We start from the raw sequence: 26360 nt of genomic DNA, 5'->3' as shown, positions 1-26360 counted from the left end.
CTGCGACGATGGCGATTTATGAACTCGACGGCGTGGCGCCGCAACTCGGCAAGGACACCTGGGTGGCCGACAGCGCCGAGGTGATGGGCAACGTGATCCTCGGCGAGAACGCCAGCGTGTGGTTCGGCGCGGTGCTTCGTGGCGACACCGAAACGCTGACCATCGGGCGCAATTCGAATGTGCAGGACTTGTCGGTCCTGCACGCCGACATCGGTTGCCCGCTGACCATCGGCGAAAACGTCACCATCGGCCACCAGGTCATGCTGCACGGCTGCACGGTGGGCGACAACTCGCTGATCGGCATTCAGTCGGTGGTCTTGAACAACGCGAGGATCGGCCGCAACTGCATCGTTGGCGCCGGCAGCGTGGTGACCGAGGGCAAGGAGTTTCCCGACAACTCCCTCATCGTCGGTTCGCCCGCCAAGGTGGTGCGCACGCTCGACGATGCGGCCGCCGCCAAGCTCCGGCAGAGCGCCGAGCACTATGTGGACAACGGCCGCCGCTTTGCGAAGGGCCTCCGGAAAATCGCCTGAACGGGCGACAGATCATCAAAGGAATGTTTTGAGCGAGTTGCACAAGTTTCTGTTCGACGGCCTGCCGGTGCGCGGGATGATCGTGCGCCTGACCCAGCCGTGGACGGAAATCCTGGCGCGGCGCGCTGCCAACACGGCCACTGGCGCCTATCCGCCACCAGTGGTCGAGCTGCTCGGCGAGATGACCGCGGCGGCCGCGCTGATGCAGGCCAACATCAAGTACAACGGCGCGCTGATCCTGCAGGTGTTCGGCGACGGGCCGGTCAAGGTGGCGGTGGCGGAAGTGCAGGCCGACCTGAGCCTGCGTGCCACGGCCAAGGTGGTGGGCGAGGTGGCCGCCGACGCGGGGCTGCCCGACATGGTCAACGTGCACAACAAGGGCCGTTGCGCCATCACGCTCGACCCCAAGGACAAGGTGCCGGGCCAGCAGCCCTACCAGGGCGTGGTGCCGTTGTTCGGCGACCAGTTCGAGAAGCTCGGCAAACTCAGCGACGTGCTCGAGCACTACATGCTTCAAAGCGAGCAGCTCGACACCACGCTGGTGCTCGCGGCCGACGACACGGTGGCGGCCGGCCTGCTGATCCAGCGCCTGCCGGTGAAGGGCGAGGCCAATCTTTCGGGCAGCAGCGCGGCCGAAACCAATGAAGATCAAATCGGCCGCAACGAGGACTACAACCGCATCTCGATCCTGGCATCGAGCCTGACGCGCGACGAGCTGCTGACGCTCGACATCGACACCATCCTGCACCGCCTGTTCTGGGAAGAGAAGGTGCTGCGCTTCGAGCCGCAAGCCGGCGCACACGGTCCACACTTCGCCTGCACCTGCAGCCGGGAACGCGTGGCCGGCATGATCCGCGGCCTCGGCGAGGAAGAAGCCGAGGAGATCCTGGCGGAGCGCGGCGACATCGAGGTGGGTTGCGATTTCTGCGGCAAGCAGTACCGCTTCGATGCGGTCGATGCCGCGCAGATCTTCAAGGCCCCCGGTGATCGGCCGCCCGGGACGACCATCGTTCAGTAGGCCCGATCCGGATCAGCGGCCCCAGATCGCCCGGTACGCGTTTCGGTAGCCGTTGTCGGGATCGAAACTGTTCTTCGGCCCGCCATCGTTGCCGATGTTTTCGGCGGTCACCAGGTGCACTGGCGTCGAGTAGCCGCTGGGCGGCTGGCTGGCGAGCGCACGGTTGATCTCGTCGACCATCTGCCAGCCGTGCAGATTGAGCGGCTCGGGCACAGTGCCGGCCTGGAAGCGCTGGTTGCGGATGCGCTGATAAGCCGACTCCGAACCATCCCCGCCCGAGAGATTCTGCAGACCCTTCGCGCTGCCGCCGGCCGATTGCAGGGTGGGGCCCATGAAGTCGAAGTACAGGTCGTTGATGCCGAGCGAATAACTCCACTTGGCGCCATGGCGCTGGAGCAGCGAGGTCGTCAGTTGCGGCATGCGGGTGGAGGTGTCGGCCAGCGGCGTGTCTTCGACGCCCAGCAGGCTGCAGCCGCCGCACTTTCTGATGACATTGGCCATGGCGTTCGACTTGGCAATCGCCACCGCGTAGGCCGAATCGGTGAACACCACCACGCCGGCCTTTCCATCGGATTTCGCGACCGCGTAGAGCGCCGCGATCTCGGCCACGTCCTGCGCGCTGGTCGTCACGTTGAAGAACATGCCGTCGACCGCGCCGGCTTCCTTTGCGGCGTGCCAGCCGACGACGGGCACCTTGGCCTCGTTGGCCTTCTTCACGCTGGTGGCTTGCTCCCTGGCGTCGAAGCCGCCGAGCAGGATGCCGGCCGGCTTGAGCGCCATCGCCTGGTTGAAGGCCGAGGTGCGGCCCTGCACGGTGCCCTGGCCATCGAGCACGCGCACCGTCCAGCCGAGGGTTCGGGCAGCTTCTTCCACGCCCTTGGAGACGCCGAGCACGCCGCCGTTGCGCATGTCCGAGGCGACGAACACGATGGTCTTGCCGGCCGGTGCCTTGGGGCCGGTGGTGGGGCCGTCCCACTTGTTCTTCGTTGCCGTCGCGGCAGCGACCTTCTGCTTTGCCAGGTCGAGAAAATCGTCGGCCATGGCGTGGCCGGCCAGCGCCGCGAGGCCCGCGGCCAGAACGCCGGCGAGCGCCGTGCGGCGTGCCCGGCGGATCGATGTCGGAAAAGTCGGAAAAGATGTCTTCATGGTTGTCTCCTGGTTGTGGTGGGTTGGGGGCAAAAGAAACTCAAGATCCCGCGGGCAGCTTCGGCGCGCCGGCCGGATGCGATGCGATCTGCTGGTCGGCGATGCGCCGCTTGATCGACTGGCCGCGCTTGCGCTGCGCGTAGCCCGCGATGCCGATCGACACCAGCAGCGTGACGCCGTTGAAGAGTGGCTCGACGAAGAACGCACCGCCGAACTGCTGGATGCCCGAGATGCCCACCGCCAGGATCGCCACGCCGACCAGTGTGCCCCAGACGTTCACGCGCCCGGGCCGGATGGTGGTGGAGCCGAGGAAGGCACCGACCAGCGCCGGCAGCAGGAACTCGAGCCCGACGCCGGCCTGGCCGATCTGCAGGCGAGAGGCCAGCACCACGCCGGCAAAGGCCGACAAGGTGCCCGAGGCGACGAAGGCGCCCATCACGCACTTCTGCAGCGGAATGCCGTTGAGCACGGCCGCCTTGGGGTTGGAGCCGATCACATAAAGCGCACGGCCGATCGGCGTGTGCTCGCTCACCAGCCACAGCACGACCGCCACGGCCACCACATAGAACGCAGTCACCGGCAGGCCCAGCAGTTCGGCGCTGGCGATGTTGACGAAGCCATCCGGCAGGCTGCCGATGACCTGCCGCCCGCCGCTGTGCCACATCGCAATGGCGTAGAGCACCGTGCCGGTGCCGAGCGTGGCAATGAAGGAGTCGATCTGAGCCTGCTCCACCAGCACGCCGTTGAGCACGCCGAACAGTGCGCCGCACAGCAGCACCACGGCGACCGCCGCGGGCCACGACAGTCCGAACTGGGTCTGCAGGCTGATTGCAAGGATGTGCCACAGCACGATGCCGTAGCCGACCGTGAGGTCGATCTTGCCGGTCATCATCGGAATGGTGGCCGCGAGCGCAAGCAGCGCGATCACCGACTTGTCGCTGAGGATCGAGCGCAGGTTGAACAGCGTCGGAAAGCTCTGCGGCAGCAGGATCGAGAACAGCACGATCAAGCCGAGCATCAGCACCGGCAGGCCGTACACCGGCGTGCGCCGGCTGATGCGGCCGAGCAGGCCCGAGACTTTGGCGTCGAAGGACGGATCGGGTTCGAGCGCGGTGGCCCTGATGGAAGTGGTCATGATGTTGTCTCTGTCGTTGTGGGTTGTTGTTCCTGCCTGTCGCCGCCTGCCGCGGCCACCAGCAGGCCGGCGACCGTTAGCGCGTCGCCCGAGAGTTCGCAGGCGGGCGTGCCGTCGCGGAACACCAGCGCGCGCGTGCACACGTTGGCGACTTCCTCGAAGTCGGTGGAGATCACCAGCACGCAGACGCCGGCATCGGCCTGCTGGCGCAGGATTTCGTAGATCTGGCGCTTGGCGCCGACGTCGACGCCCGCGGTCGGCTCTTCCAGGATCAGCAGCGGCAGCTTCAGGTTCATCCAGCGTGCGAGCACCACCTTCTGCTGGTTGCCGCCGCTGAGGTTCTGCACCTCGGCCTGCGGGGCAGGGGGATTCACGTCGAACTGGCGGATCAGGCGCAGCGCCTCCTGCGCTTCGTCGCGCGGCGCGAGGCGCGTTGCCAGGGTGCCGAGCGTCAGGGCGGGGTTGGGAAACAGGTTCTCCTGCACGCTGAGGCTGCCGCCGAGGTTCTCTTCGAGCCGGTCGGCCGCCACCAGCCCGATGCCGAGCGCGATGGCCTGCGCCGGGCTGCGCGGTGCGACCTGGCGGCCGCCGAGCAGGATGCGGCCGCGCTCCAGCGCGGAGAGGCCGAACAGCATGCGGCCGATCGCCTCGTGCCCGGCCCCGCGCAGCCCGATCAGGCCCAGCACTTCGCCACCGCGCGCCTGCAGCGTGACCGGACCCGCGTTGGCGGAGTAGGCCGCGTCGAGCGCCAGTACGGTCTGCGTGCCGTCGCCACGGGCCTTGGGCAGCGATGCATCGAACTTGCTGCCGACGATCAGCTCGACCAGCTCCGCCGCGCTCGCCTGCGACGTGACACGGGTGCCGACCAGCTTGCCGTCGCGCATGACCGCGGCCCGGTCGGAGATGTCCATGATCTCGTCGAGCCGGTGCGACACATAGATCATCGCGATGCCCCGTGCGCGCAGCTGCCGCAGCAGCGCGAACATGCGCTGCACGTCGGCCATCGGCAGACTGGCGGTGGGCTCGTCGAGCACCAGCACCCGGGCATCGGCGTCGAGCGCACGACCGATCGCGAGCAGCGATTTCTCGGCGCGCGTCAGGGTGAAGACGCGGCGCCGCGGATCGATGTCGCAGCCGACATGCCCCAGCACCCGGCGTGCATTGCGCTCGACCTGCTTCCAGTCGACCAGCCCCAGCCGGCGCGGAAAGCCCATGCCGAGCGCCACGTTCTCGGCCACGGTCATCCATTCGACGAGGCCGAGATCCTGATGGATGAAGGCCATGCCCTGTGCCTGGCGAGGTGCGGCGCGCCATTCGGCTTCAGGGCGGCCCTGCAGCGAGACGCTGCCGCTGTCCTGGCTGTAGACCCCCGCCAGGATCTTGATCAGGGTCGACTTGCCGGCGCCGTTCTCGCCCAGCAGCGCGAGGATCTCGCCGGCGTGCAGGTCGAGCGAGACATCGTCGACGGCCTGCGTGCCGCCGAAGCGCTTGCTGAGCGCCTCGATGCGCAGCACGCGCGCAGCGGCGGCCGGGCCGTTCACAGGATCACCGCGCATGACACATCCGGCTCGCGCTGCGTGGCGATGAAGCGCTCGAAAGCCAGCGTTTCCATGTTGAAGTAGCCGAGCCGGTCGTTGTCCTGGCTCACGAACGCGAGCGGCCGGCTCGGGTGGAAGCTCAGCGCGATCGCGCGGGCTTCCATCGGGATGTGTGCCAGTTCCTTCAAGCTCACCGGGTCGACCACCGACAGGCTGCGCGCGCCATAGTTGGTGACCAGCAGGCGCCCGTCGCGGTAGAGGTACAGGCGCGTCGCATCGTCGCGCGAGGGCGCCTGGCGCACCACCTTCATGGTGGCGGTGTCGATCGCCGCGAGCGTGTTGCTCCACCGGTTGGCGACGTAGAGCGTCTTCTCGTCGGCCGAAAGCGCATAGCCCTCGGGCTTTTCGCCGGGCGAGCAGGGTACCGGCGCCACCGTGGCGTCGTGCGGCCGGATCCTGGTCACGGTGTGCGAGAGCAGGTTGGTCACGTAGGCCGTCTGCCCGTCGCGGGTCAGCGCGAACAGATGGCTCTTGATCCCGCCCGTCGGCACCGCGCGTCGCGGCGCAGTGTCGGTCTCGGGGTGGTCCAGCACCGCCAGTTGCGCGCGGTCTTCGCTCAGCACGTAGAGGCGGCCCCGTTCGTCCATCTGCATGCCGTGCAGCCGGTTGAAGGGTGCGATGTCGATCGTGCGCGCGAGCTTGCGTGCCGCAATGTCGATCTGGAAGATGCGCGTGCCGCCGTGCCCCAGGTGGCCCGATGTCTCGACGCCGTAGTGGCCAACGTAGGCGTAACGCTTGGCCGCGTCCACCACGAATTCGTGCGGAAACTCTCCCAGCGCGACGCTGTGCAGACGCTGGCCGCTTTCGATGTCGTAGTAGCTGAAGCAATGGCTGCACTTCTCGACCAGAAGCAGTATTTCTTGTGTCATGGACGCTGGATTCCTTCGGTATCAAGAGTGATGCGGTAGAGCGAGGTGCTCGCCGCGATGTAGAGCTGGTTGCGTCGCGTGCCGCCGAAGCTGAGGTTGCCCACCTTTTCCGGCACGTGGATCTTGCCGAGCAGGCTGCCGTCGGGGTGGTACACCTGAACGCTGTCGAGGCTGCTGGTATAGAGCCACCCCTGCACGTCGATGCGAAAGCCGTCGGGCAGGCCGGGGTTCACCTCGGCGAACACGCGGGGGTTGGCAAGGGCGCAGCCGCGCACGTCGAACACCATCAGGTGGTGGCGTCCGCCGCCGTCGTTGCGCATCGCGGCCGAGGTGTCGCTCACATAGAGCAGTGCTTCGTCGGGCGAGAACGCGAGGCCGTTGGGCTCCTGCACCGCGTCGGTCATGGCGTCGAGGCGGCCGCTCGCCGGATCGAAACGGAACACGAAGTTGGCGGCCTGCTCGCGCTCGGCGCGATGGCCCTCGCGGTCGCTGGCAATGCCGTAGGGCGGGTCGGTGAACCAGATCGTGCCGTCGCGCTTCACGACGATGTCGTTGGGCGAGTTGAGGCGCTTGCCGAAGTGGCGGTCGACCACGATCTCGTCGGGCGTGTCGGCGAGCACGCCGCCGGCCGACACTCGCGTGCGCATGATCGCGCGCAGCCCGTGCGAGCAGTGGAGTAGATCGCCATTGAGGTCGCGTGCGTGGCCGTTGGTGAACTCCACGCCATTGCGCCACACGGTCATGCCCGCTGCCGCGGACCAGCGCAGCATCCGGTTGTTCGGGATGTCGCTCCACAGCACAGCGTCTTCCTCGTGCATCCAGACCGGGCCTTCGCCCCATTGGGCGCCGGTGCACAGCTTCTCGAGGCGTGCGCCTTCGACGACCGGGCGCAGACGCGCGTCGAAGATGTCGATGCGGGTGTCCATGGCGTTCGGCCTCAGGCCAGCGTGTAGGCCGTCTTCACCGTGGTGAAGAACTCCTGCGCATACTTGCCCTGCTCGCGCGGGCCGTAGCTGGAGCCCTTGCGCCCGCCGAACGGCACGTGGTAGTCCACCCCCGCGGTCGGCAGGTTCACCATCACCATGCCGGCCTGGCTGTGGCGCTTGAAGTGCGTGGCGTACTTCAGGCTCGTGGTCGCAATGCCCGCCGACAGGCCGAACTCGGTGTCGTTGGCGGTGAAGAGCGCCTCCTCGTAGTTCTTGACCTTGATGACGCTCGCCACCGGGCCGAAGATCTCTTCGCGGTTGATGCGCATCGACGCCACCGATTCGCTGAACAGCGCCGGCGACATGTAGAAGCCCTCGGTGGCCAGCTTCAGGCGCTCGCCGCCAGCGGCCAGCGTGGCGCCTTCGCTCTTGCCGATCTGGACGTATTCCAGATCCTGGTCGAGCTGGCTGCGGCTGGAGACCGGGCCGACATCGGTGCCGGCGGCCAGCGCATCGCCCACCTTGATCTTGGCCATGCGCTCCTGCATCGCGGCGATGAACTTCGGATAGATGCCTTCGGTGACGATCAGCCGGCTGGACGCAGTGCAGCGCTGGCCAGTGGAATAGAACGCGCTCTGCACGCTCAGCTCGACCGCCTGGTTCAGGTCTGCGTCGTCCAGCACCACCTGCGGGTTCTTGCCGCCCATCTCCAGCTGCACCTTCTTGTGGTTGGTCACGCACTGGACCGCAATGTTGCGGCCCACGCCGACCGAGCCGGTGAAGCTGATCGCATGGATGCCGGGGTGGTTGACCAGCGCATTGCCGATCACGCTGCCGCGGCCCATCACCAAGTTGAACACGCCCGCCGGGATCCCCGAGCGGCTGATGATCTCGGCCAGCGCCCAGGCGCAGCCGGGCACCAGGTCAGCGGGCTTGAGCACCACGCAGTTGCCAAAGGCCAGCGCCGGGGCGATCTTCCAGGCGGGAATGGCGATCGGGAAGTTCCAGGGCGTGATCAGGCCCACCACGCCGACCGGCTCGCGCGTGATCTCGACGCCGATGTTGGGGCGCACCGAGGGCAGCAGCTCGCCCGACAGGCGCAGGCATTCGCCGGCGAAGAACTTGAAGATCTGGCCGGCGCGGGTGGCTTCGCCGATGCCTTCGGCCTTTGTCTTGCCTTCTTCGCGGGCCAGCAGCGTGCCGAGCTCTTCGCGGCGCGCGAGGATTTCGGTGCCGATCTTGTCCAGCGCATCGCTGCGCGCCTGGATGCTGCCGGTGGCCCAGGCGGGGAAGGCAGCGGTGGCGGCGGCCACGGCGGCCTCGACATGGCTGGCATCGCCCTGGGTGTACTCGGCGATCGTGTCGCCCAGGTTCGAGGGGTTCAGGTTCGGGCTGTAGTCGCCGCCCTTCTTCCATTCGCCGCCGATGAGGTTGTCGTGTTGTTGCATGAGTGTGTTCTCTGTTCAGCGTGCCCAGCGCAAGACCAGCGCATCGAGCCGGCGCGCGGTCTCGATCAGCAGCGAGCGGCTGGCCGGATGGATCGGCGGAAACGGATGGCGCGGTGCCTCGCAGGCGATCACGCCACCTTCCTTCATGAGCGACTTGGCGGCCAGCGGCCCGCACTGGCGGTTTTCGATGTTGATCAACGGCAGCCAGCGTTCGTAGCCGGCGACGGCTTCGTCGCGCCGCCCCGCACGCCAGGCGTCGAGGATCGGCCGGATGCCATCCGGAAAGCCGCCACCCGTCATGGCACCGGTAGCGCCGGCTTCGAGATCGGGCAGCAGCGTGATTGCTTCCTCGCCGTCCCATGGGCCTTCGATGGCATCGCCGCCGAGCCGGATCAGTTCGCGCAGCTTGGCCGCGGCACCCGCGGTCTCGATCTTGAAGTAGGCAACGTGCTCGATCTCCTGCGCCATGCGCGCGAGGAAGGCGGCCGACAGCGGCGTTCCGGCGGCCGGCGCGTCCTGGACCATGATCGGAATGTCGACCGCGTCGGACAGGCGCGCATAGAACGCGTGGATCTGCGGCTCGGGCACGCGGAAGGTGGCGCCGTGGTAGGGCGGCATCACCATCAACATCGCCGCGCCCATGTCCTGCGCGCGGCGGCTGCGCTCGGCGCACACCTGGGTGCTGAAGTGCGTGGTGGTCACGATCACCGGCACGCGGCCGGCAACGTGCTCGAGGATCGTGCGCGTGAGCACTTCGCGCTCGTCATCGGCCAGCAGGAACTGCTCGGAGAAGTTGGCCAGGATGCACAGGCCGTTGGAGCCGGCATCGATCATGAAGTCGACGCAGCGCTTCTGGCTCTGAAGATCGAGTTGGCCGTCTTCGGTGAACGGGGTCGGCACCACGGGGAACAGGCCCTCGAATCGTGCGGTCTTGCGGTTTGTCATGGAAAAGGTGTTGCTGAATTGGAAGATGCGGGTGGGGCGCTGAAAAGCCTCGATGCGTTCGCAGAACTCAGGTCACGACGCTGATCTGCCAGGGAACGAACTCCTGCTGGCCATAGCCGTGGCGCTCGCTGCGTGAGGGCTGGCCGGAAGCCGTGGCCAACAACATGCGGAACAGATGGGCGCCAAGTTGCTCGATGCTTTGCGTGCCGTCGAGCACCTCGCCGCAATTGAGATCCATGTCGTCCGACTGCCGCTCCCACAGCGCGGTGTTCGTCGCGAGCTTGAAGGAAGGCGAGGGCGCACAACCGTAGGCCGAACCGCGTCCCGTGGTGAAGCAGATCAGATTGGCGCCGCCCGCCACCTGGCCGGTGGCCGAGATCGGGTCGTAGCCGGGCGTGTCCATGAACACCAGGCCGCGGGCCCGCACCGGTTGCGCGTACTCGTACACGTCGACCAGGTTGGTCGAGCCGGCCTTGGCGATGCCGCCCAACGACTTTTCGAGCACCGTGGTCAGGCCGCCGGCCTTGTTGCCGGCCGAAGGGTTGTTGTCCATCGCCGCGCCGCTGCGTGCGCAATAGGCCTCCCACCAGCGGATGCGCTCGACCAGCTTGCGGCCGACCTCGGGCGTTTGCGCGCGGCGCGTCAGCAGATGCTCGGCGCCGTAGATCTCCGGCGTTTCCGACAGGATGGCCGTGCCGCCCTGCGCGACCAGCAGGTCGACCGCCGCGCCGAGCACCGGGTTGGCCGAGATGCCGGAGTAGCCATCGGAGCCGCCGCATTGCAGGCCGACAACCAGGTGGCTCGCGGGCACGGTTTGCCGCCGCACGGCGTTGGCCTGCGGCAGCATCGCCTTGATCCGCTCGATGCCATGCGCGATGGTGCGGGTGGTGCCGCCGGTGTCCTGGATCGTGAAGCTGTGCAGCCGGTCGCTGTCCTTCAGCCCCTGTGTGGCGAGCAGCCGGGGAATCTGGTTGGTCTCGCAGCCCAGGCCGATGACCAGCACGCTCGCAAAGTTGGGGTGGCAGGCGTAGCCGCCCAGCGTGCGCTGCAGGATGGCGAGCCCTTCGCCCTCGGGATCGACCGCGCAGCCCGCGCCGTGCGTGAGCGCCACCACGCCGTCGACATTGGGAAACGCCGCCAGCATTTCGGGGTGGATGTCGCGGCGGAAGTGGTCGGCGATGGCGCGCGCCACCGTGGCCGAGCAGTTCACCGAGGTCAGGATGCCGATGTAATTGCGCGTGGCGACGCGGCCGTCTTCACGCACGATGCCTTCGAAGGTCGCCGCCTCGGTGGCCTGCACCGTCGGGCGCGCATCGGCCGCATGCGCATGGTCGCGCATGAAGTCGCCCGTCGCGAGGTTGTGCGTGTGCACATGCTGGCCCGCACGGATCGGCTGGCTTGCGAAGCCGATGATCTGCCCGTAGCGGCGCACTGCGGCGCCCGGCGCGATCGCACGCGTGGCCATCTTGTGGCCCGGCGGGATCAGGCCGGCCACGGCGACGCCTTCGCTGGCGATGTGCGTGCCCGCGACCAGCTGGTCGAGCGAGATCACGACATCGTCTTCGGCATGCAGCCGGATCACGCGTGCGTGCGGGTGGGGCAGTGGGGACGACATGGCCGGGCGCACCGTCATTCGACGATGTTGAAGTCCGCGAGGTGCTCGGTCTTCAGCGTCAGGCCGAGGCCCGGCTTGTCGTCGTCGAGCTGCACGAAGCCGTTCTCGGCCACCGGCTCGCCGTCGAAGATGTAGTAGAACAACTCGTTGCCCACTTCCACGTCGTGCATCGGGAAGTACTCGCTCATGGGCGAGGCGAGCGTGCTCATGGTCAGGTGGTAGTTGTGCATCTGGCCCGCGTGCGGGATCACCGGCACGCTGTAGGCCTCGCACAGCGCGTTGATCTTGTGCGCGGCCGTGATGCCGCCAACGCGGTTGGTGTCGTACTGCACCACCGACACCGCCTTGCGGTCCAGCAGCTGCTTGAAGCCGTAGAGCGAGAACTCGTGCTCGCCGCCCGAGATCGGAATGCTGGTCAGCTGGTTTAGCTCGGCATAGCCGTCGATGTCGTCGGCAATGACCGGCTCTTCGAGCCAGCGCGGCTGGAACTTCTCGAGCTTGGGCAGCATGCGCTTGGCGTACTCGACGTTCCAGCCCATGTAGCACTCGAGCATCAGGTCGTTGTCGTAGCCGATGACTTCGCGCACGGCTTCGACCGACTTCAGGTTTTCCGCCACGCCCTTCTGCAGGTGCGCCGGCCCGTAGCCGAAGCGCATCTTGAAAGCGGTGAAACCCTGGTCCAGGAACTTCTGCGCCTCGGCCTGCATTTCGTTCAGGTCGGTGCGGTAGAGCTTGGAGTAGTAGCAGGGAATCTTTTCCTTGGTGCGGCCGCCGAGCAGCTTGAACACCGGCTTGTTGACCGACTTGCCCAGGATGTCCCAGATCGCGAGGTCGACCGCCGATATGGCGGCCATCGTCACGCCCTTGCGGCCCCAGGCGTGCGTGGCGCGGTACATGCGCTGCCACAGGTATTCGTAGTCCCACGGGTCCTGGCCGATGACCAGCGGCGCGAGGTACTGGTCGATGATGGCCTTGGCGATGGCCGGCGCGAGCGCGACGTTGCCCAGGCCCACGATGCCGTCGTCGGTCTCGATCTCGACCACGGTCCACGAATGGAAGCGGAAGGTGCTCATGGTTTCCTGCGGCGCGTACAGCAGGTCCATGGCGTTGGAGCAGAAGTTGCCCTGCGGTGGAACGGTCTTGCCCTTCCATTCGAAAACACGGGCGCGTACGGACTTGATCTTCATGGCGATATCTTTTGGAGGGAGGTGAATGTCAGGTTGTGATGGCGGCGGCGCGCAGGCGCACGGCGCCCATGCGGCTCGCGATCTGGAACGCCTGCCAGGTGGCTTCGACGCTGGCACGGCCCTGGCCCGCGATGTCGTAGGCGGTGCCGTGCGCGGGCGTGGTGATCGGGATCGGCAGCCCGCCCTGCACCGTGACGCCGCGGCTGAAGCCCATCAGCTTGATGGCGATCTGGCCCTGGTCGTGGTACATGGTCACGATCGCCTGGTAGTCGCCCGCCTGCGCTTTCAGGAAGATGGTGTCGGCCGGGAAGGGGCCGTGAAAGGGCGCTTCGGTGGGCCAGCTGCGCGCTTGCAGGCGCTGCACTGCGGGCTGGATGATCTCGACCTCCTCGCGCCCGCACGAGCCGCCGTCCCCGCCATGCGGATTGAAGGCCGCGATCGCGACCTTGGGCTGGGACACGCCGTTCGCCAACAGCGAGCGGTAGATCAGCTCGGCGGCCTGCTCGATGCGCTCGACGCTCAGATAGCCGGCCACGTCCTTCAGCGGCACGTGCGATGAAATGCGCGAGGTCCAGAGTTCTCCGAGCGTGTTGAACTCGCAGAAGTAGCCTGTAACGCCCAGGTGCGTTGCGAAGTGATGCAGCTCGTCTTCGTGCTGCATGCCGCCCATCTTCATGGCCTGCTTGTTGAGCGGCGCGAAGCAGATCGCGTCGACCTCGCCGGCGAGCGTTGCGTCCATGCACTGGTCGAGCACCTGCAGCACCGCGCGGCCGCCCGGCGCCGCGGCCTGGCCGCGCTGCACCAGCGCCGGATCGACGCTCTCCACCGCCAGGAAGGCAGGGCGTGCGGTGCTGGCGCGCCCACGCACCTGGGCCAAGGTATTCACTTCGTCGGTGGCGACCGGGACACCTGCGATGCGCTGGCCGTCTTCCCACAGCCAGCGGTCGCCGATCAGCACGATGTTGGCGACCGCGGTGGCCTCCGGCTTGGCCAGCAGCCGCGCGATCAGCTCGGCGCCGATGCCGGCGGGATCGCCCAAGGTGAGGGCGACAACGGGTAGGGTTTGCATGTTCATTGGGGGTTTGCCTAATCCAGCTTGATCTGGTTCTTCTTGATGACCTCGCCGAAGCGCTTGTATTCGGCGGCATGGAACTGTGCGAACTGCGCCTGGGTCATCGGCGTGATCTCGGCGCCGATGGCGTCGAGGCGGGTCTTGGTCTCCGGCATCGCGAGCACCTGGTTCACGGCGTCGTGCAGCTTGGCCTGCACCGCCCTGGACGTTGTCGCGGGCATGTAGATGCCGTACCAGGCGCTCATTTCGACACCGGGCACGCCGGCCTCTGCCAGCGTCGGTACGTTGGGCAGCTGCGGGTTGCGCTTGGCCGTGGTGACGGCGAGCGCGCGGATCTTGTTGTTCCTGATCTGCCCGATCACCGAGGGCATGGTGTCGAAGCTCAACTGCACCTGGCCGCCGATCAGATCCACCAGCGCGGGCCCGCTGCCCTTGTAGGGCACGTGGGTGATGTCGACGCCCGCCGCGTCCTTGAACATCTCGGCTGCGATGTGCTGTGTGCTGCCCGAACCGCTGGTGGCGTAGTTGAGCTTGCCCGGCTCCTGCCTGGCCAGCTTGACCAGCGCCTGCACGGAGTCCGCCGCCACGCTGTTGCCAATCACCAGCACGTTGGGTACGGCGCCGACGAAGGCGACGGGCACCAGATCGCGGTTGCTGTCGTAGTTGAGCTTGAGCAGGTGCGGCGCGATCGCATGAGCCGTGACCACGCCCATCACCAAGGTGTGGCCGTCGGTGGACTTGGCCGTGGCGTCGGCCGCCAGGGTGTTGGAAACGCCGGGCCGGTTCTCGACCACCACCGGCTGCTTGAGCAATGGGCCGAGCCGGTCGGCGACTGCGCGGGCCATCGCGTCGGTGCCGCCGCCGGGCGCAGATCCGACCATGATCCGGATCGGGCGGGTGGGCCAATCCTGGGCCTGCACGGCGCTCGCGGCGAGCGCCAGCAACCCTGCAGCCGTGGCCGCCATGAGCTTCTTCATCTGCTTGTCTCCAGACTGTTTCGAGGAATCGTTGGCGGCAATCGTAGGGAGGCGATTGATTCCCGTAAACTGAAAGCAATTGATCGATCAATATCCTGAGGTAATCAATCGTGGGCTCCCTCGACAGGCAGAATTCAACCCCCCAATTGCTCAACCGTGTCCGCATGCGGCAGGTTGCGCTGATGCTGGCCGTGGAAGAGCGGCGAACCCTGCGCGCCGCGGCCGATCAGCTTGGCCTGACGCAGCCGGCCGCCACCAAGATGCTGCATGAGCTCGAGAGCGCGCTCGGCCAGCCGCTGTTCGACCGCGTGGGCCGCGGCCTGCAGCTGAACGCGGCGGGCGAGCGGGTGATGGGGTACTTTCGCGGGATCCGCGGCAGCATGGAGGCGCTCAATCGCGAGCTGCACGAATTCCAGCTAGGCAGCGTCGGCAAGTTCTCGCTCGGCAGCATCATGGCGGCCTCACCCGGCCGCCTGACCGACGCCCTGACGGCACTCAAGGCCGCCCATCCCTTGCTGGCCATGGAAATTGCGGTGGACACCAGCGACCGGCTGCTTGCCCAGTTGCACGAAGGCGTGCTGGAAGTGGTGGTCGGCCGCCCCGTCGGCATCGATGCGGCTGCCTGCACCTTCAAGGCCATTGCCGACGAGGCCCTGGCCGTGGTCGTCGGCAACGAGCATCCGCTGGCCAGGCAGGCGCGCGTGGCCTTCGCCGATCTGCTCGACTATCCCTGGATCCTGCAGCCTGCCCACAGCCCGATGCGCGAGGTGATCGAGCGCGAGTTCCAGTCGCACCACGCGATGATGCCGCGCGGACTGATCGAGACCGGCTCGATCCTCACAACCATCAACCTGATCCGCAAGTCGCAGATGATCGGCGTCATTCCGACAACGGTCGCCCGCCGGGATGCCGAGCACGGCGTCTTGAGCATCGTGCGGTACCCGATCCGGCAGAAACTCGCGACCTACGGGAGCATCGTGCGCAGCGATCGGCCGCTCAGCACGCCGGCCAGGCAGTTCCTCGACCTTCTGCATGGCATTGAACGCGGCTGAAAAACCGGGTTCGAGCCTGCCGGCTCCCCACTACGGCCGTCGCGCCAGCAAGTCGCTGAAAAGCCTGTGCTCGCACGCGGGGTCGGAGCACTTGTCGCAGGGCCAGCGCCAGCCGCCTCCTGTGCCAGACCGGGCTGCGGCACCCGCTGCGTCTTCGGACGATGCGATGGAATTGATGGCATTCCACGCGTTGGCGAGCCGTTCTTCGCCGCTGCCATGCACCACGGCGTAGCCGAGACCAGCGCCCGCCAGTGCGGCTCGCACGCGCGCATCGACCGGCTCGCGCACGTGCGGGCCGTCGCGTTGCAGGCCGTCGGCCACCCACGGCAGGTCGAGCGCGGTCAGCAGCGTCAGCGCGTAGCCGCGCTGGGCGGCCAGTGCACTGGCATAGAGCGAGTGGTCGTCGAACAGCAGGTCGCTGTAGACCGCGGTCATCAGTGCCGTGGTGTCGGCCACCACAACGCCCTGCGCCGCCGCGTCGGCAATGCGCCGGGTCTGCTCGTCGGCGATGGCGGCCTGCTCGTGGGGGCGCGGCGTGCGGCCTTCGCGCTCGCACCACTCGCGCAGGTATTCGGCGACCAGCGTGGTTGTCACGCCGCGCTGTTGCAGGCGGGTGGCGAGCGCGCGCGCAAGCTCGGTCTTGCCGGTGCTCTCGGCGCCGATCAGCGCGATCACGCAGCCGGCCGGGAGAACGGGCGTCATGCAACGACCGGGCGCAGCCGCCCGCGCCATGCCAGGTAGCCCGCCACGCTGAGTGCGGCAAATACCGCATACAGGCCAACCGTGAGCCACAAGCCCTTGTGGATGAAGAGCCCGATGCTGACGGCGTTGACCGCAAGCCAAACGATCCAGTTCTCGATGAACTTGCGGCCCAGCAGGAACTGGCCGACCAGGCTGAGGCCGGTCGCGAAACCGTCCCACCAGGGCACATCCGAATCGGTGAAGCGCATCAGAAAGAAGGCCACCGCCGGCCATGCCAGGGCGCAGGCGAGCAGCGAAAAGGCCATGCCGCGCGGAGCGAGGCGCGCCACATGCAGGGCACTGCCATCGGCCCGGTGGCCGCGCAGCCATTGCGCCCAGCCCCAGAGCGCCACCACTGCAAAAAAGATCTGCAGACCGGCGTCGCCATAGATGCCGGCCTGCGCGAACACGCCGAAGTAGAGCAGCGAGCTCGCGATGGCCAGCGGCCAGCCCCAGTGGATCTCGCGCATGTTGCAGCCGACCATGAGGAGGGCCAGCACGGCTGCCACCACTTCAAGCCAGGTGGTCGGTGCACCCCACAGCACGAAGGCCGGGGCCGAGAAGAACGCCGGCATCGAAAGGCGTGGTCAGCGCGTGATCTGAACGAACACTTCGTTCGGCTTGACCATGCCGAGCTCCTGGCGCGCGCGCTCTTCGACCATCTCGAGGCCTTCCTGCAGGTCGCGCACCTCGGCGCCCAGCCGGTCGTTGTTGACGGCCGCCTTGGCGTTGGCCTCTTTCTGGGTCGCCAGCTTGTCTTCGAGCTTTGCCACGTCGCGCACGCTGCCCCGGCCGGTCCACAGCTGCCACTGAAGAACGAACAGCAGCAGTGCAAGCACGACGGGGACAACGATGCGGGAGCGCATGGCCGAGCAGGTCAGCGAAGGTTGTAGAACGCGGCGCGGCCGGGGTAGCTGGCGATGTCACCGAGGTCTTCCTCGATGCGCAGCAGCTGGTTGTATTTGGCGATGCGGTCCGAGCGGGACAGCGAGCCGGTCTTGATCTGGCCGGCATTGGTGCCCACCGCGATGTCGGCGATGGTGCTGTCCTCGGTCTCGCCCGAGCGGTGCGAAATGACGGCGGTGTAGCCCGCGCGCTTGGCCATCTCGATCGCGGCGAAGGTTTCGGTCAGGGTGCCGATCTGGTTGATCTTGATCAGGATCGAGTTGGCGATGCCCTTGTCGATGCCCTCCTGGAGGATCCTGGTGTTGGTGACGAACAGGTCGTCGCCCACCAGCTGCACGCGCTTGCCGAGGCGCTCGGTCAGGTGCTTCCAGCCGTCCCAGTCGCCTTCGTGCATGCCGTCCTCGATGCTGATGATCGGGTATTTGTCGACCCAGGTCGCGAGCATGTCCGTCCAGTTCTCGGCCGAGAGCGTGAGGTTCTCGCCGCCCAGCACATAGTGGCCGTCCTTGTAGAACTCGCTGGCGGCGCAGTCGAGGCCGAGCGCGATCTGCTCGCCGGCCACGTAGCCGGCCTTGTCGATGGCTTCGAGGATCAGCTGGATCGCGGCCTCATGGCTCTCGACGCTGGGGGCGAAGCCGCCTTCGTCGCCGACCGCCGTGCTGATGCCGCGGTCGTGCAGGATCTTCTTCAGTGCATGGAAGGTCTCGGCACCGTAGCGCACCGCTTCGCGGAAGCTCTTGGCGCCCACCGGGATGATCATGAACTCCTGGATGTCCAGGCTGTTGTTGGCATGTGCGCCGCCGTTGATGACGTTCATCATCGGCACCGGCAACTGCATGCCGCCCATGCCGCCGAAGTAGCGGTACAGCGGCAGGCCGGATTCTTCGGCGGCTGCACGCGCCACCGCCATCGACACGGCCAGCGTGGCGTTGGCACCCAGGCGGGCCTTGTTGTCGGTGCCGTCGAGGTCGCACAGCGTGCGGTCGAGGAAAGCCTGTTCGCTGGCATCGAGACCGAGCACCGATTCGGAGATTTCGGTGTTGATGTTCTCGACCGCCTTCAGCACGCCCTTGCCGAGGTAGCGGCCCTTGTCGCCGTCGCGCAGCTCGATCGCTTCGCGCGAGCCGGTCGATGCGCCCGAGGGCACGGCCGCGCGACCCATGGTGCCGGACTCCAGCAGAACGTCGCATTCGACGGTTGGGTTGCCACGGCTGTCGAGAATTTCGCGGCCGACGATGTCAACGATTGCACTCATTGCTTTTTCTTTCTCAGAACAAAATTCTTGTCAAACGCCTTCGACGGCGACCATGCGCATGATGGCGGCGCCGGCACGTGCCTCGCGTGCCTTCAGGTACTCGGGCGTGTCGTAGAAGGCCTTGGCTTTCTCGAAACTCGGGAACTTGAGCATGACCACGCGCGTGGGCGCCCAGTCGCCTTCGAGCACCTCGACCTGGCCGCCGCGGATGCACACCTCGGCGCCATGCGCCTGCATCGCCACGGTCGACCACTTCTTGTATTCCTCGTACTGCGTCGGGTTCGTGACCTCGACGTGAGCGATGACGTAGCCGCTGCTCATGCCTGAAACCTGTCTTCCAGATAGCCGTTTTTCTTGGTGACTGCGTCGAGCGCGACCAGCGTCTCGAGCAGGGCCTTCATGTGCTTGAGCGGCACGGCGTTGGGGCCGTCGCTCATCGCCTTGGCCGGGTCGGGGTGCGTCTCCATGAAGACGCCGGCCACGCCGACCGCGATGGCCGCGCGGGCCAGCACCGGCACCATCTCGCGCTGCCCGCCCGAGCTCGTGCCCTGGCCGCCCGGCAACTGCACCGAATGCGTGGCGTCGAACACCACTGGCGCACCGGTCTCGCGCATGATCGAGAGCGAACGCATGTCCGACACCAGGTTGTTGTAGCCGAAGCTGGCGCCGCGTTCGCAGGCCAGGAAGCTGTCTTCGGGCAAGCCCTTTTCCTTCGCCGCGGCGCGCGCCTTGTCGATCACGTTCTTCATGTCGTGCGGCGCGAGGAACTGGCCCTTCTTGATGTTGACCGGCTTGCCCGACTGCGCCACGGCGCGGATGAAGTCGGTCTGTCGGCACAGGAAGGCCGGCGTCTGCAGCACGTCGACCACCTTGGCGGCTTCGGTGATGTCGTCTTCGGTGTGCACGTCGGTCAGCACCGGAATGCCGAGTTCGCGCTTCACCTTGGCCAGGATCTCCAGGCCCTTCTCGCGGCCCGGGCCGCGGAAGGTCGTGCCCGACGAGCGGTTGGCCTTGTCGAAGCTGCTCTTGAAGATGAACGGAATGCCGAGCGCTGAAGTGATTTCCTTCAGCGTGGCGGCCGTGTCCATCTGCAACTGCTCGGACTCGATCACGCAAGGGCCCGCGATCAGGAAGAACGGCCGCTCGAGACCGATGTCAAAACCGCAAAGCTTCATGCGACCACCTTCATGACCGGTTTGGCGCCTTCGCCCTGCGCCTGGTGTTCGAGCGCGGCCTTGATGAACGCGTTGAACAGCGGGTGGCCGCCCCAGGGCGTCGATTTGAACTCGGGGTGGAACTGCACGCCGATGAACCACGGGTGCACTTCCTGCGGCAGTTCGACGATTTCGGTCAGGTGCTCGCGCTGCGTGAGCGCCGAAATCACCAGGCCGGCACGGCGCAGGTCGTCGAGGTAGTTGACGTTGGCTTCGTAGCGATGGCGATGGCGCTCGGTCACCACGTCGCCATAGATGCTGTGCGCGAGCGTGCCGGGCGCCACGTCGGAGCTTTGCGCACCGAGGCGCATGGTGCCGCCGAGGTCGGACTTTTCGGTGCGGGTCTTGACCGTGCCGTCGTTGTCTTTCCACTCGGTGATCAACGCGATCACGGGGCACGCGGTGTCGGGCTCGAACTCGGTGCTGTTGGCATTCTTGAGGCCGGCGACGTTGCGTGCGTACTCGATGGTGGCGACCTGCATGCCCAGGCAGATGCCCAGGTAGGGCACCTTGGTCTCGCGCGCGAATTTCGCGGCCGAGATCTTGCCCTCGACGCCGCGCTGGCCGAAACCGCCCGGCACCAGGATCGCGTCGTACTTGGCCAGCCGCGACACATCCTGCGGCGTGATGGTTTCCGAATCGATGTAGTCGATCTTCACGCGCGAATGGTTCTTCATGCCGGCGTGGCGCAGCGCTTCGTTCAGCGACTTGTAGCTGTCCGACAGGTCGACGTACTTGCCGACCATCGCGATGTTGACCTCGTTCTGCGGATGCTCGACCTCGTACACCAGGTCGTCCCAGCGCTTGAGCTTGGCCGGCGGCGTGTTGATGCGCAGCTTGTCGCAGATCAGGCCGTCGAGGCCTTGCTCGTGCAGCATGCGCGGCACCTTGTAGATGGTGTCGACGTCCCACATCGAGATGACGCCCCATTCGGGCACGTTCGAGAACAGCGAGATCTTGGCGCGCTCGTCGTCCGGGATCGGGCGGTCGGCGCGGCAGATCAGCGCGTCGGCCTGGATGCCGATGGCGCGCAGCTCCTTGGCGGTGTGCTGCGTCGGCTTGGTCTTGAGTTCGCCGGCCGCGGCGATCCACGGCACGTACGACAGGTGCACGAACGCCGAGTTGTTCTGGCCCATGCGCAGGCTCATCTGGCGCACTGCTTCGAGGAAGGGCAGCGACTCGATGTCACCGACGGTGCCGCCGATTTCGACGATCGCGACGTCGACCTCGTGCGCGGTGCCGATGCCGGCGCCGCGCTTCACGTACTCCTGGATCTCGTTGGTGATGTGCGGGATCACCTGCACCGTCTTGCCGAGGTAGTCGCCGCGGCGTTCCTTCTCGAGCACCGACTTGTAGATCTGGCCGGTCGTGAAGTTGTTGGCGCGGCGCATGCGCGTGTTGATGAAGCGCTCGTAGTGGCCGAGGTCGAGATCGGTCTCGGCACCGTCGTCGGTGACGAACACCTCGCCGTGCTGGAACGGCGACATCGTGCCGGGATCGACATTGATGTACGGATCGAGCTTGATGAGGGTGACTTTGAGGCCGCGCGATTCGAGAATGGCGGCGAGCGAGGCGGAGGCGATTCCCTTGCCCAGGGAAGACACCACACCACCAGTGACGAAGACGAATTTGGTCATGCCAGTTCCAGACGTTCAAGTCCGGGCAGTGGGAAATGCTGATTATAGGTGCGGCCACTTAAACTGCCGGCATGCAAGACCTCTCAGGCAAACACATCGTCCTCGGACTCACCGGCGGCATCGCCTGCTACAAGTCGGCCGAACTGTGCCGGCTGCTGACCAAGGCCGGTGCCACGGTGCAGGTGGTGATGACCGAGGCGGCAGAGCAGTTCATCACGCCGGTCACGATGCAGGCGCTGTCGGGCCGCCCGGTCTATGGCTCGCAATGGGATGCGCGCGAAGCCAACAACATGCCGCACATCAACCTGAGCCGCGAGGCCGACGCGATAGTGCTGGCGCCCTGCAGCGCCGACTTCATCGCGCGGCTGGTGCAGGGGCGCGCCGACGAACTGCTGAGCCTGCTGTGCCTGGCCCGGCCGGCGGAACGCGTGCCGCTGCTGATCGCCCCCGCCATGAACCGCGAGATGTGGTCGCACCCGGCGACGCAGCGCAACCTGGCACAGGTGCAGGCCGACGGCGCGATCGCGCTGGGCGTGGGCACCGGCGACCAGGCTTGCGGCGAAACCGGCGACGGCCGCATGCTCGAGCCGATTCAGTTGCTGGAAGACATCGTGGCCCATTTCCAGCCCAAGCTGCTGGCCGGCCAGCATGTGCTGGTGACGGCCGGGCCGACCTTCGAGGCGCTCGATCCGATCCGCGGCATCACCAACCATTCGTCCGGCAAGATGGGCTTTGCGATCGCGCGGGCGGCGCGTGAGGCAGGCGCCGAGGTCACATTGATCGCTGGCCCGGTCAGCCAGCCGACCCCGCGCGGGGTCGGCCGCATCGACGTGCTTTCGGCGCAGGAGATGCTCGAAAGCGCCGTCGATCGGGCGCAGAGTGCGACGGTTTTTGTCGCAACGGCCGCGGTGGCCGACTGGCGCCCGGCCTCGCACAGCGAACAGAAGATCAAGAAAGACGGCAGCGGCCAGCCTCCGGTGCTGCACTTCGTGGAGAACCCCGACATCCTGGCCACGCTGGCCAAGAGCCAGCGCGCGCAGAGCGGTGCGCTGTTCTGCGTGGGCTTTGCTGCCGAGAGCGAGAACCTGGTGGCCCATGCCAGCGCCAAGCGCGAGCGCAAGGGCATTCCGCTGCTGGTGGGCAACATCGGCCCGCTGACTTTCGGGCAAGACCACAACAGCCTGCTGCTGGTCGATGCGAACGGCGTGCGCGAGCTGCCGCGTGCCACCAAGCTGGTGCTCGCGCGCCAGTTGGTGGCCGAAATCGCCGCGCGTCTGCCAACCCGGAGTCCGCCATGAACACCCAAGGAAATACCCCACCGGATGGTGACTTCGCCCGGCTGGTCGAGCAGCTCGCAGCCGAGGCCACGCGCCCGAAGCGCGCGCCGACCTCGAATGAACACGGACTCGATGTCGGCATGACGCCGTCGTCGGCACCCCAGAGCGGCGTGATGCATTCCGCCGCGCCGGCGGTCGGTGCTCCCGGCAGCGTGCCGCCGCCCGATCCCGCAGCGGTGACGCGAAAAGTCCTGCTCGGCATCGCCATCGGCTGGGTCTTTCTGCTGCTGGTGCTGATGGCAAGCGGCGCGCCGTTCGTGGTGCTGTTCGCCGTGTTCGTGGGCGGCATTGCGCTGGCCCGCAATCTCTGGCGCAAGGCGCTGCCGCCCGGTGCCGGCAGCCTGCGCGAATGGCTTGAACAACTCGCCCGACAACAACAGGAAAGACCTCGCAAGTGAAAGTGGATGTACGAATTCTCGATGCACGCATGGCGGCTCAGCTTCCGGCCTATGCGACGCCCGGCAGCGCTGGCCTCGATCTGCGTGCCTGCCTCGATGCGCCGATCACGCTCGAGCCCAATGCTTGGCAACTGGTCGGCACCGGCATCGCGATCCATCTGGCCGACCCTGGCTATGCGGCGCTGATCCTGCCCCGCTCCGGGCTGGGCCACAAGCACGGCATCGTGCTGGGCAACCTCGTGGGCCTGATCGACAGCGATTACCAGGGCGAACTCAAGATCAGCGCCTGGAACCGCAGCGACACGCCCTTTGTGCTGCAGCCGATGGAGCGGCTCGCGCAGTTGGTGATCGTTCCGGTGGTGCAGGCGCAGTTCAATGTGGTGAACGAATTTGCCGCGTCGGAGCGGGGCGAGGGCGGCTACGGCTCCACGGGCAAACACTAGCCGCGGGCAAGACACAAGCACTGCGTAAAGCGCGGAACCCGGCGCGTTCCGATGGCTCGAACCGGTGCAGGTCATCTGATCGAGCGCTGGTGCGTTGGATATACCTGCACAGCTTCGAGGAACACTCCATCATGAAAAAAATTCCGCGTTTCATCCCTCTTGCCGCATCGCTGCTGGCGTTGGCCACCTTGACGGCCTGCGTCGCGCCGGCGCCGATCTATCACACCAGCCGCTATCCGTACCAGCCGGCGCAGGCCGCGCCGTATCCTTATGCCGCGCAGCCGGGCGCCTACGCCGAGTTCGGCCATATCGCCAATATCGAGGTGCTGCGTTCGCAAACCCAGGGCTATGGCACCAGTGGCGGCGGTGCCGTGGCGGGTGGGGTGATCGGCGGCGTGGTGGGCAATCAGTTCGGCCGTGGCGGCGGCCGCGGCGCTGCCACCGCACTCGGGGTCGTTGGCGGAGCCCTGCTGGGCAATGCGATCGAGGCGCAGAACAACGCGCCGCGCGTCTACGAGAGCTATCGCGTTTCGGTGCAAACCGACAACGGCGCCTACCGCGTCTTCGATGTTCCGCATCCCGGCGACTTGCGCATCGGGGAGCGGGTGCGCATCGACAACGGGCAGATCTCCCGCTACTGACCTACCGGCCCGGCCTGCGCTCAGTGCAGCAGGTCGTTGCCCGGCGCCATCGACGGCACCTTGAAGAATCCGGTGCCGGCCGTGCCCCGGCCGATCTCGTCTTCGGTTGCCTCGCGCACCGAGCGCACGGTCAATTCGAGACGGATCGCGATACCGGCCAGCGGATGGTTGCCGTCGAGCACCAGATGCTCCGGATACACCTCGGTCACCGTATAGATCGCGTCCTTGGGCATCTGCGCGCTCACGCCGTGCGGCAGGGCGGCGCCATCGAAGGTCATGCCTTCCTCGGTGCCTTCGGGAAAGAGTGACCTCGGCTCGAGAAACAGCAACTGGTCGTTGAAGTCGCCGAAGCCCTGCTCGGGCTCCAGTTGCAACTGCACCTTGGCGCCGGGCTCATGGCCTTGCAGCGCCGCTTCGATGGCATCGAACAGGTCGTCGCCGCCCACGAGAAATTCCACCGGGTCGTCGAGCACATCCAGTACTTCGCCGAGCGTATCTTTCAGCGTCCAGGTCAGGCCGACCACGCATTGTTCAGAGATTTCCATTGCAGAATTCTCCCATGGAGACCACACAACCCCTGAGCCTGCTTGGCGGCCTCAGCGCTGCGCAATTCATGCGGCGCCATTGGCAGAAGAAACCGCTGCTGGTTCGGCAGGCCGTACCGGCCATGGCGGCGCCGATCACACGCAGTGCACTGTTCGAACTGGCGGCGCGCGACGATGTCGAATCGCGCCTGATCCGGCACGCCGCCAAGGGCTGGACGCTGCGCCATGGGCCGCTGCCGCGGCGCGCGCTGCCTGCGACCACGCAACCCGGATGGACGCTGCTGGTGCAAGGCGTCGACACGCACGACGACAACGTTCACGCGCTGTTGCAGCAGTTTCGTTTCGTGCCAGACGCGCGGCTGGATGACCTCATGATCAGCTATGCGAGCGACGGCGGTGGCGTCGGCGCCCATTTCGACAGCTATGACGTGTTCCTGCTGCAGGCATCGGGTCGGCGCCGCTGGTCGATCGGCCGGCAGCGGGATCTGACCCTGCAGAAGAACGTGCCGCTCAAGATCCTCGAGCACTTCGTGCCTGAACAAAGCTTTGTGCTCGAGGCCGGCGACATGCTGTACCTGCCGCCGCGCTATGCCCACGACGGCGTGGCAGTCGGTGGCGACTGCATGACCTGCTCGATCGGGCTGCGTGCGCCGGCGGCCGATGCGTTGGCCGCCGATCTGCTGGTGCGCATCGCCGAAGCGCAGGCCGACGAGCTGGGAGAACCATCCGGTCGCGCTGCACCGCCGCGCTACCGCGACCCGGCCCAGCCCGCGGTCGAAACGCCGGCCGCCATGCCGGCCGCATTGCAGGCCTTCGCGCGCGAGGCGGTGCTCGCGGGCCTGCGCGACCCCGATGCCATCGACCGTGCGCTCGGTGAATCGATGACCGAGCCCAAGTCCAATGTGTGGTTCGAGAACGGTGAGGCGGGTGACGTCACCCGTGGCGTGGCGCTCGACCGGCGCAGCCGCATGCTCTACGACACGCGGCATCTCTACATCAACGGCGAGAGCTTTCGGGCCGCTGGCCGCGATGCCACGTTGATGCGTCGCCTGGCAGATCAGCGAGGGCTGGCCGCGCGCGAGCTGGTGCGTGCCAGCGACGACGCGCTGGCGCTGCTCGAAGACTGGTGCGAAGCGGGGTGGTTGCATGCTGCCGCCTGAAGAAGGCGCGTCCGCGCCGCTGCCGGAAGGGCCGTTCGATGGCCGGCAGGCTTTTCATGCCCATCTGAAGACCGCGATGGCCGAAGCGGCGCAGCAGAACTGGCGTGAGATCGTGTTCAGCGACCCCGACTTTGCCGACTGGCCGCTCGGTGAGCGCGCCGCCATCGAAGCACTGCAGGCCTGGGCCGCATCAGGGCGCCAGCTCGTACTGCTGGCACAGCATTTCAGGGTGTTCGAGCGCGAGCACGCACGATTCGTGAGCTGGCGCCAGAGCTGGAGCCACATCATCGATGCGCGGGCTTGCCATGGCCCGGGCCTGCCGCTGGTGCCGAGCGCTATCTGGACGCCGACCTGGTGCCTGCGCCGCATCGACCTCGACCACGATCGCGGTGTTTGCGGCACCGAACCGGAGCGCCGACGTGGATTGCGCGAAGCCATCGACGAATGCCTGCGCCATGGCCGGCCTGCCTTTCCGGCTTCGACACTCGGGCTTTAGCACCCACGTAAAACATGGGGTTACAGCCGCTGTCAGCCAATGCCGCGAATCGCGAGTGGGAAGGGC

28 protein-coding genes are annotated in these 26360 nt (G+C 66.8%); 9 read left to right on the top strand and 19 right to left on the bottom strand.

The window, feature by feature from the left end; all coding sequences use genetic code 11:
• Positions 1-8: 8 nt before the first annotated feature.
• Both QTI05_RS24640 and hslO read left to right on the top strand, forming a co-directional pair.
• Entirely contained in the window at positions 9-533 is a 525-nt protein-coding gene (locus QTI05_RS24640) for a gamma carbonic anhydrase family protein (protein ID WP_286621007.1), read from the top strand.
• Between the two features lie 28 nt (positions 534-561).
• Positions 562-1551 (top strand): Hsp33 family molecular chaperone HslO, encoded by a 990-nt coding sequence (gene hslO / locus QTI05_RS24635; RefSeq protein ID WP_286621005.1) that lies wholly within the window; start codon positions 562-564, stop codon positions 1549-1551.
• A 12-nt stretch (positions 1552-1563) separates the two neighbouring features.
• On the opposite strand, the gene QTI05_RS24630 is transcribed toward hslO, so the two are convergent.
• The 11 genes from QTI05_RS24630 to QTI05_RS24580 form a co-directional block, all read right to left on the bottom strand.
• Entirely contained in the window at positions 1564-2697 is a 1134-nt protein-coding gene (locus QTI05_RS24630) for a substrate-binding domain-containing protein (protein ID WP_286621003.1), read from the bottom strand.
• Between the two features lie 40 nt (positions 2698-2737).
• Positions 2738-3832, bottom strand: coding sequence for an ABC transporter permease (locus QTI05_RS24625; RefSeq protein ID WP_286621001.1), 1095 nt, complete (start codon positions 3830-3832; stop codon positions 2738-2740).
• Entirely contained in the window at positions 3829-5388 is a 1560-nt protein-coding gene (locus tag QTI05_RS24620) for a sugar ABC transporter ATP-binding protein (protein ID WP_286621000.1), read from the bottom strand. The genes QTI05_RS24625 and QTI05_RS24620 overlap by 4 nt, the downstream gene beginning before the upstream one ends.
• On the bottom strand, positions 5370-6299 hold the full coding sequence (locus QTI05_RS24615) for a YncE family protein (protein ID WP_286620998.1): 930 nt from the start codon (positions 6297-6299) through the stop codon (positions 5370-5372). Before QTI05_RS24615 ends, QTI05_RS24620 begins: the two co-directional genes overlap by 19 nt.
• Positions 6296-7225, bottom strand: a complete 930-nt coding sequence (locus QTI05_RS24610; protein WP_286620996.1) for an SMP-30/gluconolactonase/LRE family protein — start codon at positions 7223-7225, stop codon at positions 6296-6298. The genes QTI05_RS24615 and QTI05_RS24610 overlap by 4 nt, the downstream gene beginning before the upstream one ends.
• 11 nt (positions 7226-7236) lie before the next feature.
• Positions 7237-8673: an aldehyde dehydrogenase family protein gene (locus QTI05_RS24605; protein ID WP_286620994.1), complete on the bottom strand. Its 1437-nt coding sequence runs from the start codon at positions 8671-8673 to the stop codon at positions 7237-7239.
• A 15-nt stretch (positions 8674-8688) separates the two neighbouring features.
• The gene (locus QTI05_RS24600; RefSeq protein ID WP_286620992.1) at positions 8689-9618 is read right to left on the bottom strand and encodes a dihydrodipicolinate synthase family protein; all 930 of its coding nucleotides are present in this window, start codon (positions 9616-9618) and stop codon (positions 8689-8691) included.
• Positions 9619-9685: 67 nt separating this feature from the next.
• The gene (locus tag QTI05_RS24595; RefSeq protein ID WP_286620991.1) at positions 9686-11233 is read right to left on the bottom strand and encodes a UxaA family hydrolase; all 1548 of its coding nucleotides are present in this window, start codon (positions 11231-11233) and stop codon (positions 9686-9688) included.
• 14 nt (positions 11234-11247) lie between these two features.
• Positions 11248-12420 (bottom strand): L-rhamnonate dehydratase, encoded by a 1173-nt coding sequence (locus tag QTI05_RS24590; RefSeq protein ID WP_286620989.1) that lies wholly within the window; start codon positions 12418-12420, stop codon positions 11248-11250.
• Between the two features lie 28 nt (positions 12421-12448).
• Entirely contained in the window at positions 12449-13495 is a 1047-nt protein-coding gene (locus QTI05_RS24585) for a 4-hydroxythreonine-4-phosphate dehydrogenase PdxA (RefSeq protein ID WP_286620987.1), read from the bottom strand.
• Between the two features lie 11 nt (positions 13496-13506).
• On the bottom strand, positions 13507-14469 hold the full coding sequence (locus tag QTI05_RS24580; RefSeq protein ID WP_286620985.1) for a Bug family tripartite tricarboxylate transporter substrate binding protein: 963 nt from the start codon (positions 14467-14469) through the stop codon (positions 13507-13509).
• A 110-nt stretch (positions 14470-14579) separates the two neighbouring features.
• On the opposite strand from QTI05_RS24580, the gene QTI05_RS24575 reads away from it, so the two are divergent.
• Positions 14580-15521: a LysR family transcriptional regulator gene (locus tag QTI05_RS24575; protein ID WP_286545301.1), complete on the top strand. Its 942-nt coding sequence runs from the start codon at positions 14580-14582 to the stop codon at positions 15519-15521.
• 30 nt (positions 15522-15551) lie between these two features.
• On the opposite strand, the gene QTI05_RS24570 is transcribed toward QTI05_RS24575, so the two are convergent.
• Genes QTI05_RS24570 through pyrG form a run of 7 tightly spaced genes read right to left on the bottom strand, consistent with a single transcriptional unit; the run spans position 15552 to position 21274 of the window.
• Positions 15552-16223, bottom strand: a complete 672-nt coding sequence (locus tag QTI05_RS24570; protein ID WP_286620983.1) for an AAA family ATPase — start codon at positions 16221-16223, stop codon at positions 15552-15554.
• Positions 16220-16837: a nicotinamide riboside transporter PnuC gene (pnuC, locus tag QTI05_RS24565; protein ID WP_286620981.1), complete on the bottom strand. Its 618-nt coding sequence runs from the start codon at positions 16835-16837 to the stop codon at positions 16220-16222. Before pnuC ends, QTI05_RS24570 begins: the two co-directional genes overlap by 4 nt.
• A 12-nt stretch (positions 16838-16849) precedes the next feature.
• On the bottom strand, positions 16850-17128 hold the full coding sequence (gene ftsB / locus QTI05_RS24560; RefSeq protein ID WP_286545296.1) for a cell division protein FtsB: 279 nt from the start codon (positions 17126-17128) through the stop codon (positions 16850-16852).
• Positions 17129-17139: 11 nt separating this feature from the next.
• A complete protein-coding gene (eno, locus tag QTI05_RS24555) occupies positions 17140-18423 on the bottom strand; it encodes a phosphopyruvate hydratase (protein WP_286545295.1) in 1284 nt (427 codons plus the stop codon).
• A 30-nt stretch (positions 18424-18453) separates the two neighbouring features.
• Positions 18454-18744: a DUF1330 domain-containing protein gene (locus QTI05_RS24550; protein WP_286545294.1), complete on the bottom strand. Its 291-nt coding sequence runs from the start codon at positions 18742-18744 to the stop codon at positions 18454-18456.
• Positions 18741-19598, bottom strand: a complete 858-nt coding sequence (kdsA, locus tag QTI05_RS24545; RefSeq protein WP_286545293.1) for a 3-deoxy-8-phosphooctulonate synthase — start codon at positions 19596-19598, stop codon at positions 18741-18743. Before kdsA ends, QTI05_RS24550 begins: the two co-directional genes overlap by 4 nt.
• The gene (gene pyrG / locus QTI05_RS24540) at positions 19595-21274 is read right to left on the bottom strand and encodes a CTP synthase (protein WP_286545292.1); all 1680 of its coding nucleotides are present in this window, start codon (positions 21272-21274) and stop codon (positions 19595-19597) included. The genes kdsA and pyrG overlap by 4 nt, the downstream gene beginning before the upstream one ends.
• A 71-nt stretch (positions 21275-21345) precedes the next feature.
• Here pyrG and coaBC point away from each other — a divergent pair, with 71 nt between their 5' ends.
• From coaBC to QTI05_RS24520, 4 genes are all read left to right on the top strand, one after another.
• Positions 21346-22572, top strand: coding sequence for a bifunctional phosphopantothenoylcysteine decarboxylase/phosphopantothenate--cysteine ligase CoaBC (gene coaBC, locus QTI05_RS24535; RefSeq protein ID WP_286620979.1), 1227 nt, complete (start codon positions 21346-21348; stop codon positions 22570-22572).
• Positions 22569-23009 (top strand): hypothetical protein, encoded by a 441-nt coding sequence (locus QTI05_RS24530; RefSeq protein ID WP_286620977.1) that lies wholly within the window; start codon positions 22569-22571, stop codon positions 23007-23009. Before coaBC ends, QTI05_RS24530 begins: the two co-directional genes overlap by 4 nt.
• The gene (gene dut, locus QTI05_RS24525; RefSeq protein ID WP_286545286.1) at positions 23006-23452 is read left to right on the top strand and encodes a dUTP diphosphatase; all 447 of its coding nucleotides are present in this window, start codon (positions 23006-23008) and stop codon (positions 23450-23452) included. The genes QTI05_RS24530 and dut overlap by 4 nt, the downstream gene beginning before the upstream one ends.
• Before the next feature lie 131 nt (positions 23453-23583).
• Complete coding sequence (locus QTI05_RS24520; RefSeq protein ID WP_286545284.1) at positions 23584-24093, top strand: glycine zipper 2TM domain-containing protein; 510 nt, start codon at positions 23584-23586, stop codon at positions 24091-24093.
• A gap of 20 nt (positions 24094-24113) precedes the next feature.
• Here the strand turns inward: QTI05_RS24520 and QTI05_RS24515 are convergent, their stop codons facing one another.
• Complete coding sequence (locus QTI05_RS24515; RefSeq protein WP_286545282.1) at positions 24114-24638, bottom strand: FKBP-type peptidyl-prolyl cis-trans isomerase; 525 nt, start codon at positions 24636-24638, stop codon at positions 24114-24116.
• 14 nt (positions 24639-24652) lie between these two features.
• Here QTI05_RS24515 and QTI05_RS24510 point away from each other — a divergent pair, with 14 nt between their 5' ends.
• Positions 24653-25798 (top strand): JmjC domain-containing protein, encoded by a 1146-nt coding sequence (locus tag QTI05_RS24510; RefSeq protein WP_286545281.1) that lies wholly within the window; start codon positions 24653-24655, stop codon positions 25796-25798.
• On the top strand, positions 25785-26294 hold the full coding sequence (locus QTI05_RS24505; protein WP_286620959.1) for a hypothetical protein: 510 nt from the start codon (positions 25785-25787) through the stop codon (positions 26292-26294). The genes QTI05_RS24510 and QTI05_RS24505 overlap by 14 nt, the downstream gene beginning before the upstream one ends.
• Positions 26295-26360: the final 66 nt, after the last annotated feature.

Origin of the sequence: Variovorax fucosicus (assembly GCF_030316825.1) — a bacterium.
Taxonomy (GTDB): Bacteria; Pseudomonadota; Gammaproteobacteria; order Burkholderiales; family Burkholderiaceae_C; genus Variovorax; species Variovorax fucosicus.
Note: the sequence above shows the minus strand (reverse complement) of the source record. Positions and strands in the feature narration are given on the sequence as shown.

Bases quoted from the DNA above. Each gene is read 5' to 3' on its own strand.
- QTI05_RS24630 (WP_286621003.1), bottom strand. From the start codon at position 2,697: ATGAAGACATCTTTTCCGACTTTTCCGACATCGATCCGCCGGGCACGC.
- QTI05_RS24590 (WP_286620989.1), bottom strand. From the start codon at position 12,420: ATGAAGATCAAGTCCGTACGCGCCCGTGTTTTCGAATGGAAGGGCAAG.
- QTI05_RS24620 (WP_286621000.1), bottom strand. From the start codon at position 5,388: ATGCGCGGTGATCCTGTGAACGGCCCGGCCGCCGCTGCGCGCGTGCTG.
- QTI05_RS24580 (WP_286620985.1), bottom strand. From the start codon at position 14,469: ATGAAGAAGCTCATGGCGGCCACGGCTGCAGGGTTGCTGGCGCTCGCC.
- QTI05_RS24515 (WP_286545282.1), bottom strand. From the start codon at position 24,638: ATGGAAATCTCTGAACAATGCGTGGTCGGCCTGACCTGGACGCTGAAA.
- QTI05_RS24585 (WP_286620987.1), bottom strand. From the start codon at position 13,495: ATGAACATGCAAACCCTACCCGTTGTCGCCCTCACCTTGGGCGATCCC.
- QTI05_RS24520 (WP_286545284.1), top strand. From the start codon at position 23,584: ATGAAAAAAATTCCGCGTTTCATCCCTCTTGCCGCATCGCTGCTGGCG.
- QTI05_RS24615 (WP_286620998.1), bottom strand. From the start codon at position 6,299: ATGACACAAGAAATACTGCTTCTGGTCGAGAAGTGCAGCCATTGCTTC.
- ftsB (WP_286545296.1), bottom strand. From the start codon at position 17,128: ATGCGCTCCCGCATCGTTGTCCCCGTCGTGCTTGCACTGCTGCTGTTC.
- pnuC (WP_286620981.1), bottom strand. From the start codon at position 16,837: ATGCCGGCGTTCTTCTCGGCCCCGGCCTTCGTGCTGTGGGGTGCACCG.
- QTI05_RS24600 (WP_286620992.1), bottom strand. From the start codon at position 9,618: ATGACAAACCGCAAGACCGCACGATTCGAGGGCCTGTTCCCCGTGGTG.
- QTI05_RS24640 (WP_286621007.1), top strand. From the start codon at position 9: ATGGCGATTTATGAACTCGACGGCGTGGCGCCGCAACTCGGCAAGGAC.
- QTI05_RS24550 (WP_286545294.1), bottom strand. From the start codon at position 18,744: ATGAGCAGCGGCTACGTCATCGCTCACGTCGAGGTCACGAACCCGACG.
- eno (WP_286545295.1), bottom strand. From the start codon at position 18,423: ATGAGTGCAATCGTTGACATCGTCGGCCGCGAAATTCTCGACAGCCGT.
- QTI05_RS24595 (WP_286620991.1), bottom strand. From the start codon at position 11,233: ATGTCGTCCCCACTGCCCCACCCGCACGCACGCGTGATCCGGCTGCAT.
- QTI05_RS24570 (WP_286620983.1), bottom strand. From the start codon at position 16,223: ATGACGCCCGTTCTCCCGGCCGGCTGCGTGATCGCGCTGATCGGCGCC.
- QTI05_RS24510 (WP_286545281.1), top strand. From the start codon at position 24,653: ATGGAGACCACACAACCCCTGAGCCTGCTTGGCGGCCTCAGCGCTGCG.
- pyrG (WP_286545292.1), bottom strand. From the start codon at position 21,274: ATGACCAAATTCGTCTTCGTCACTGGTGGTGTGGTGTCTTCCCTGGGC.
- QTI05_RS24505 (WP_286620959.1), top strand. From the start codon at position 25,785: ATGCTGCCGCCTGAAGAAGGCGCGTCCGCGCCGCTGCCGGAAGGGCCG.
- QTI05_RS24610 (WP_286620996.1), bottom strand. From the start codon at position 7,225: ATGGACACCCGCATCGACATCTTCGACGCGCGTCTGCGCCCGGTCGTC.
- QTI05_RS24605 (WP_286620994.1), bottom strand. From the start codon at position 8,673: ATGCAACAACACGACAACCTCATCGGCGGCGAATGGAAGAAGGGCGGC.
- QTI05_RS24625 (WP_286621001.1), bottom strand. From the start codon at position 3,832: ATGACCACTTCCATCAGGGCCACCGCGCTCGAACCCGATCCGTCCTTC.
- kdsA (WP_286545293.1), bottom strand. From the start codon at position 19,598: ATGAAGCTTTGCGGTTTTGACATCGGTCTCGAGCGGCCGTTCTTCCTG.
- QTI05_RS24530 (WP_286620977.1), top strand. From the start codon at position 22,569: ATGAACACCCAAGGAAATACCCCACCGGATGGTGACTTCGCCCGGCTG.
- coaBC (WP_286620979.1), top strand. From the start codon at position 21,346: ATGCAAGACCTCTCAGGCAAACACATCGTCCTCGGACTCACCGGCGGC.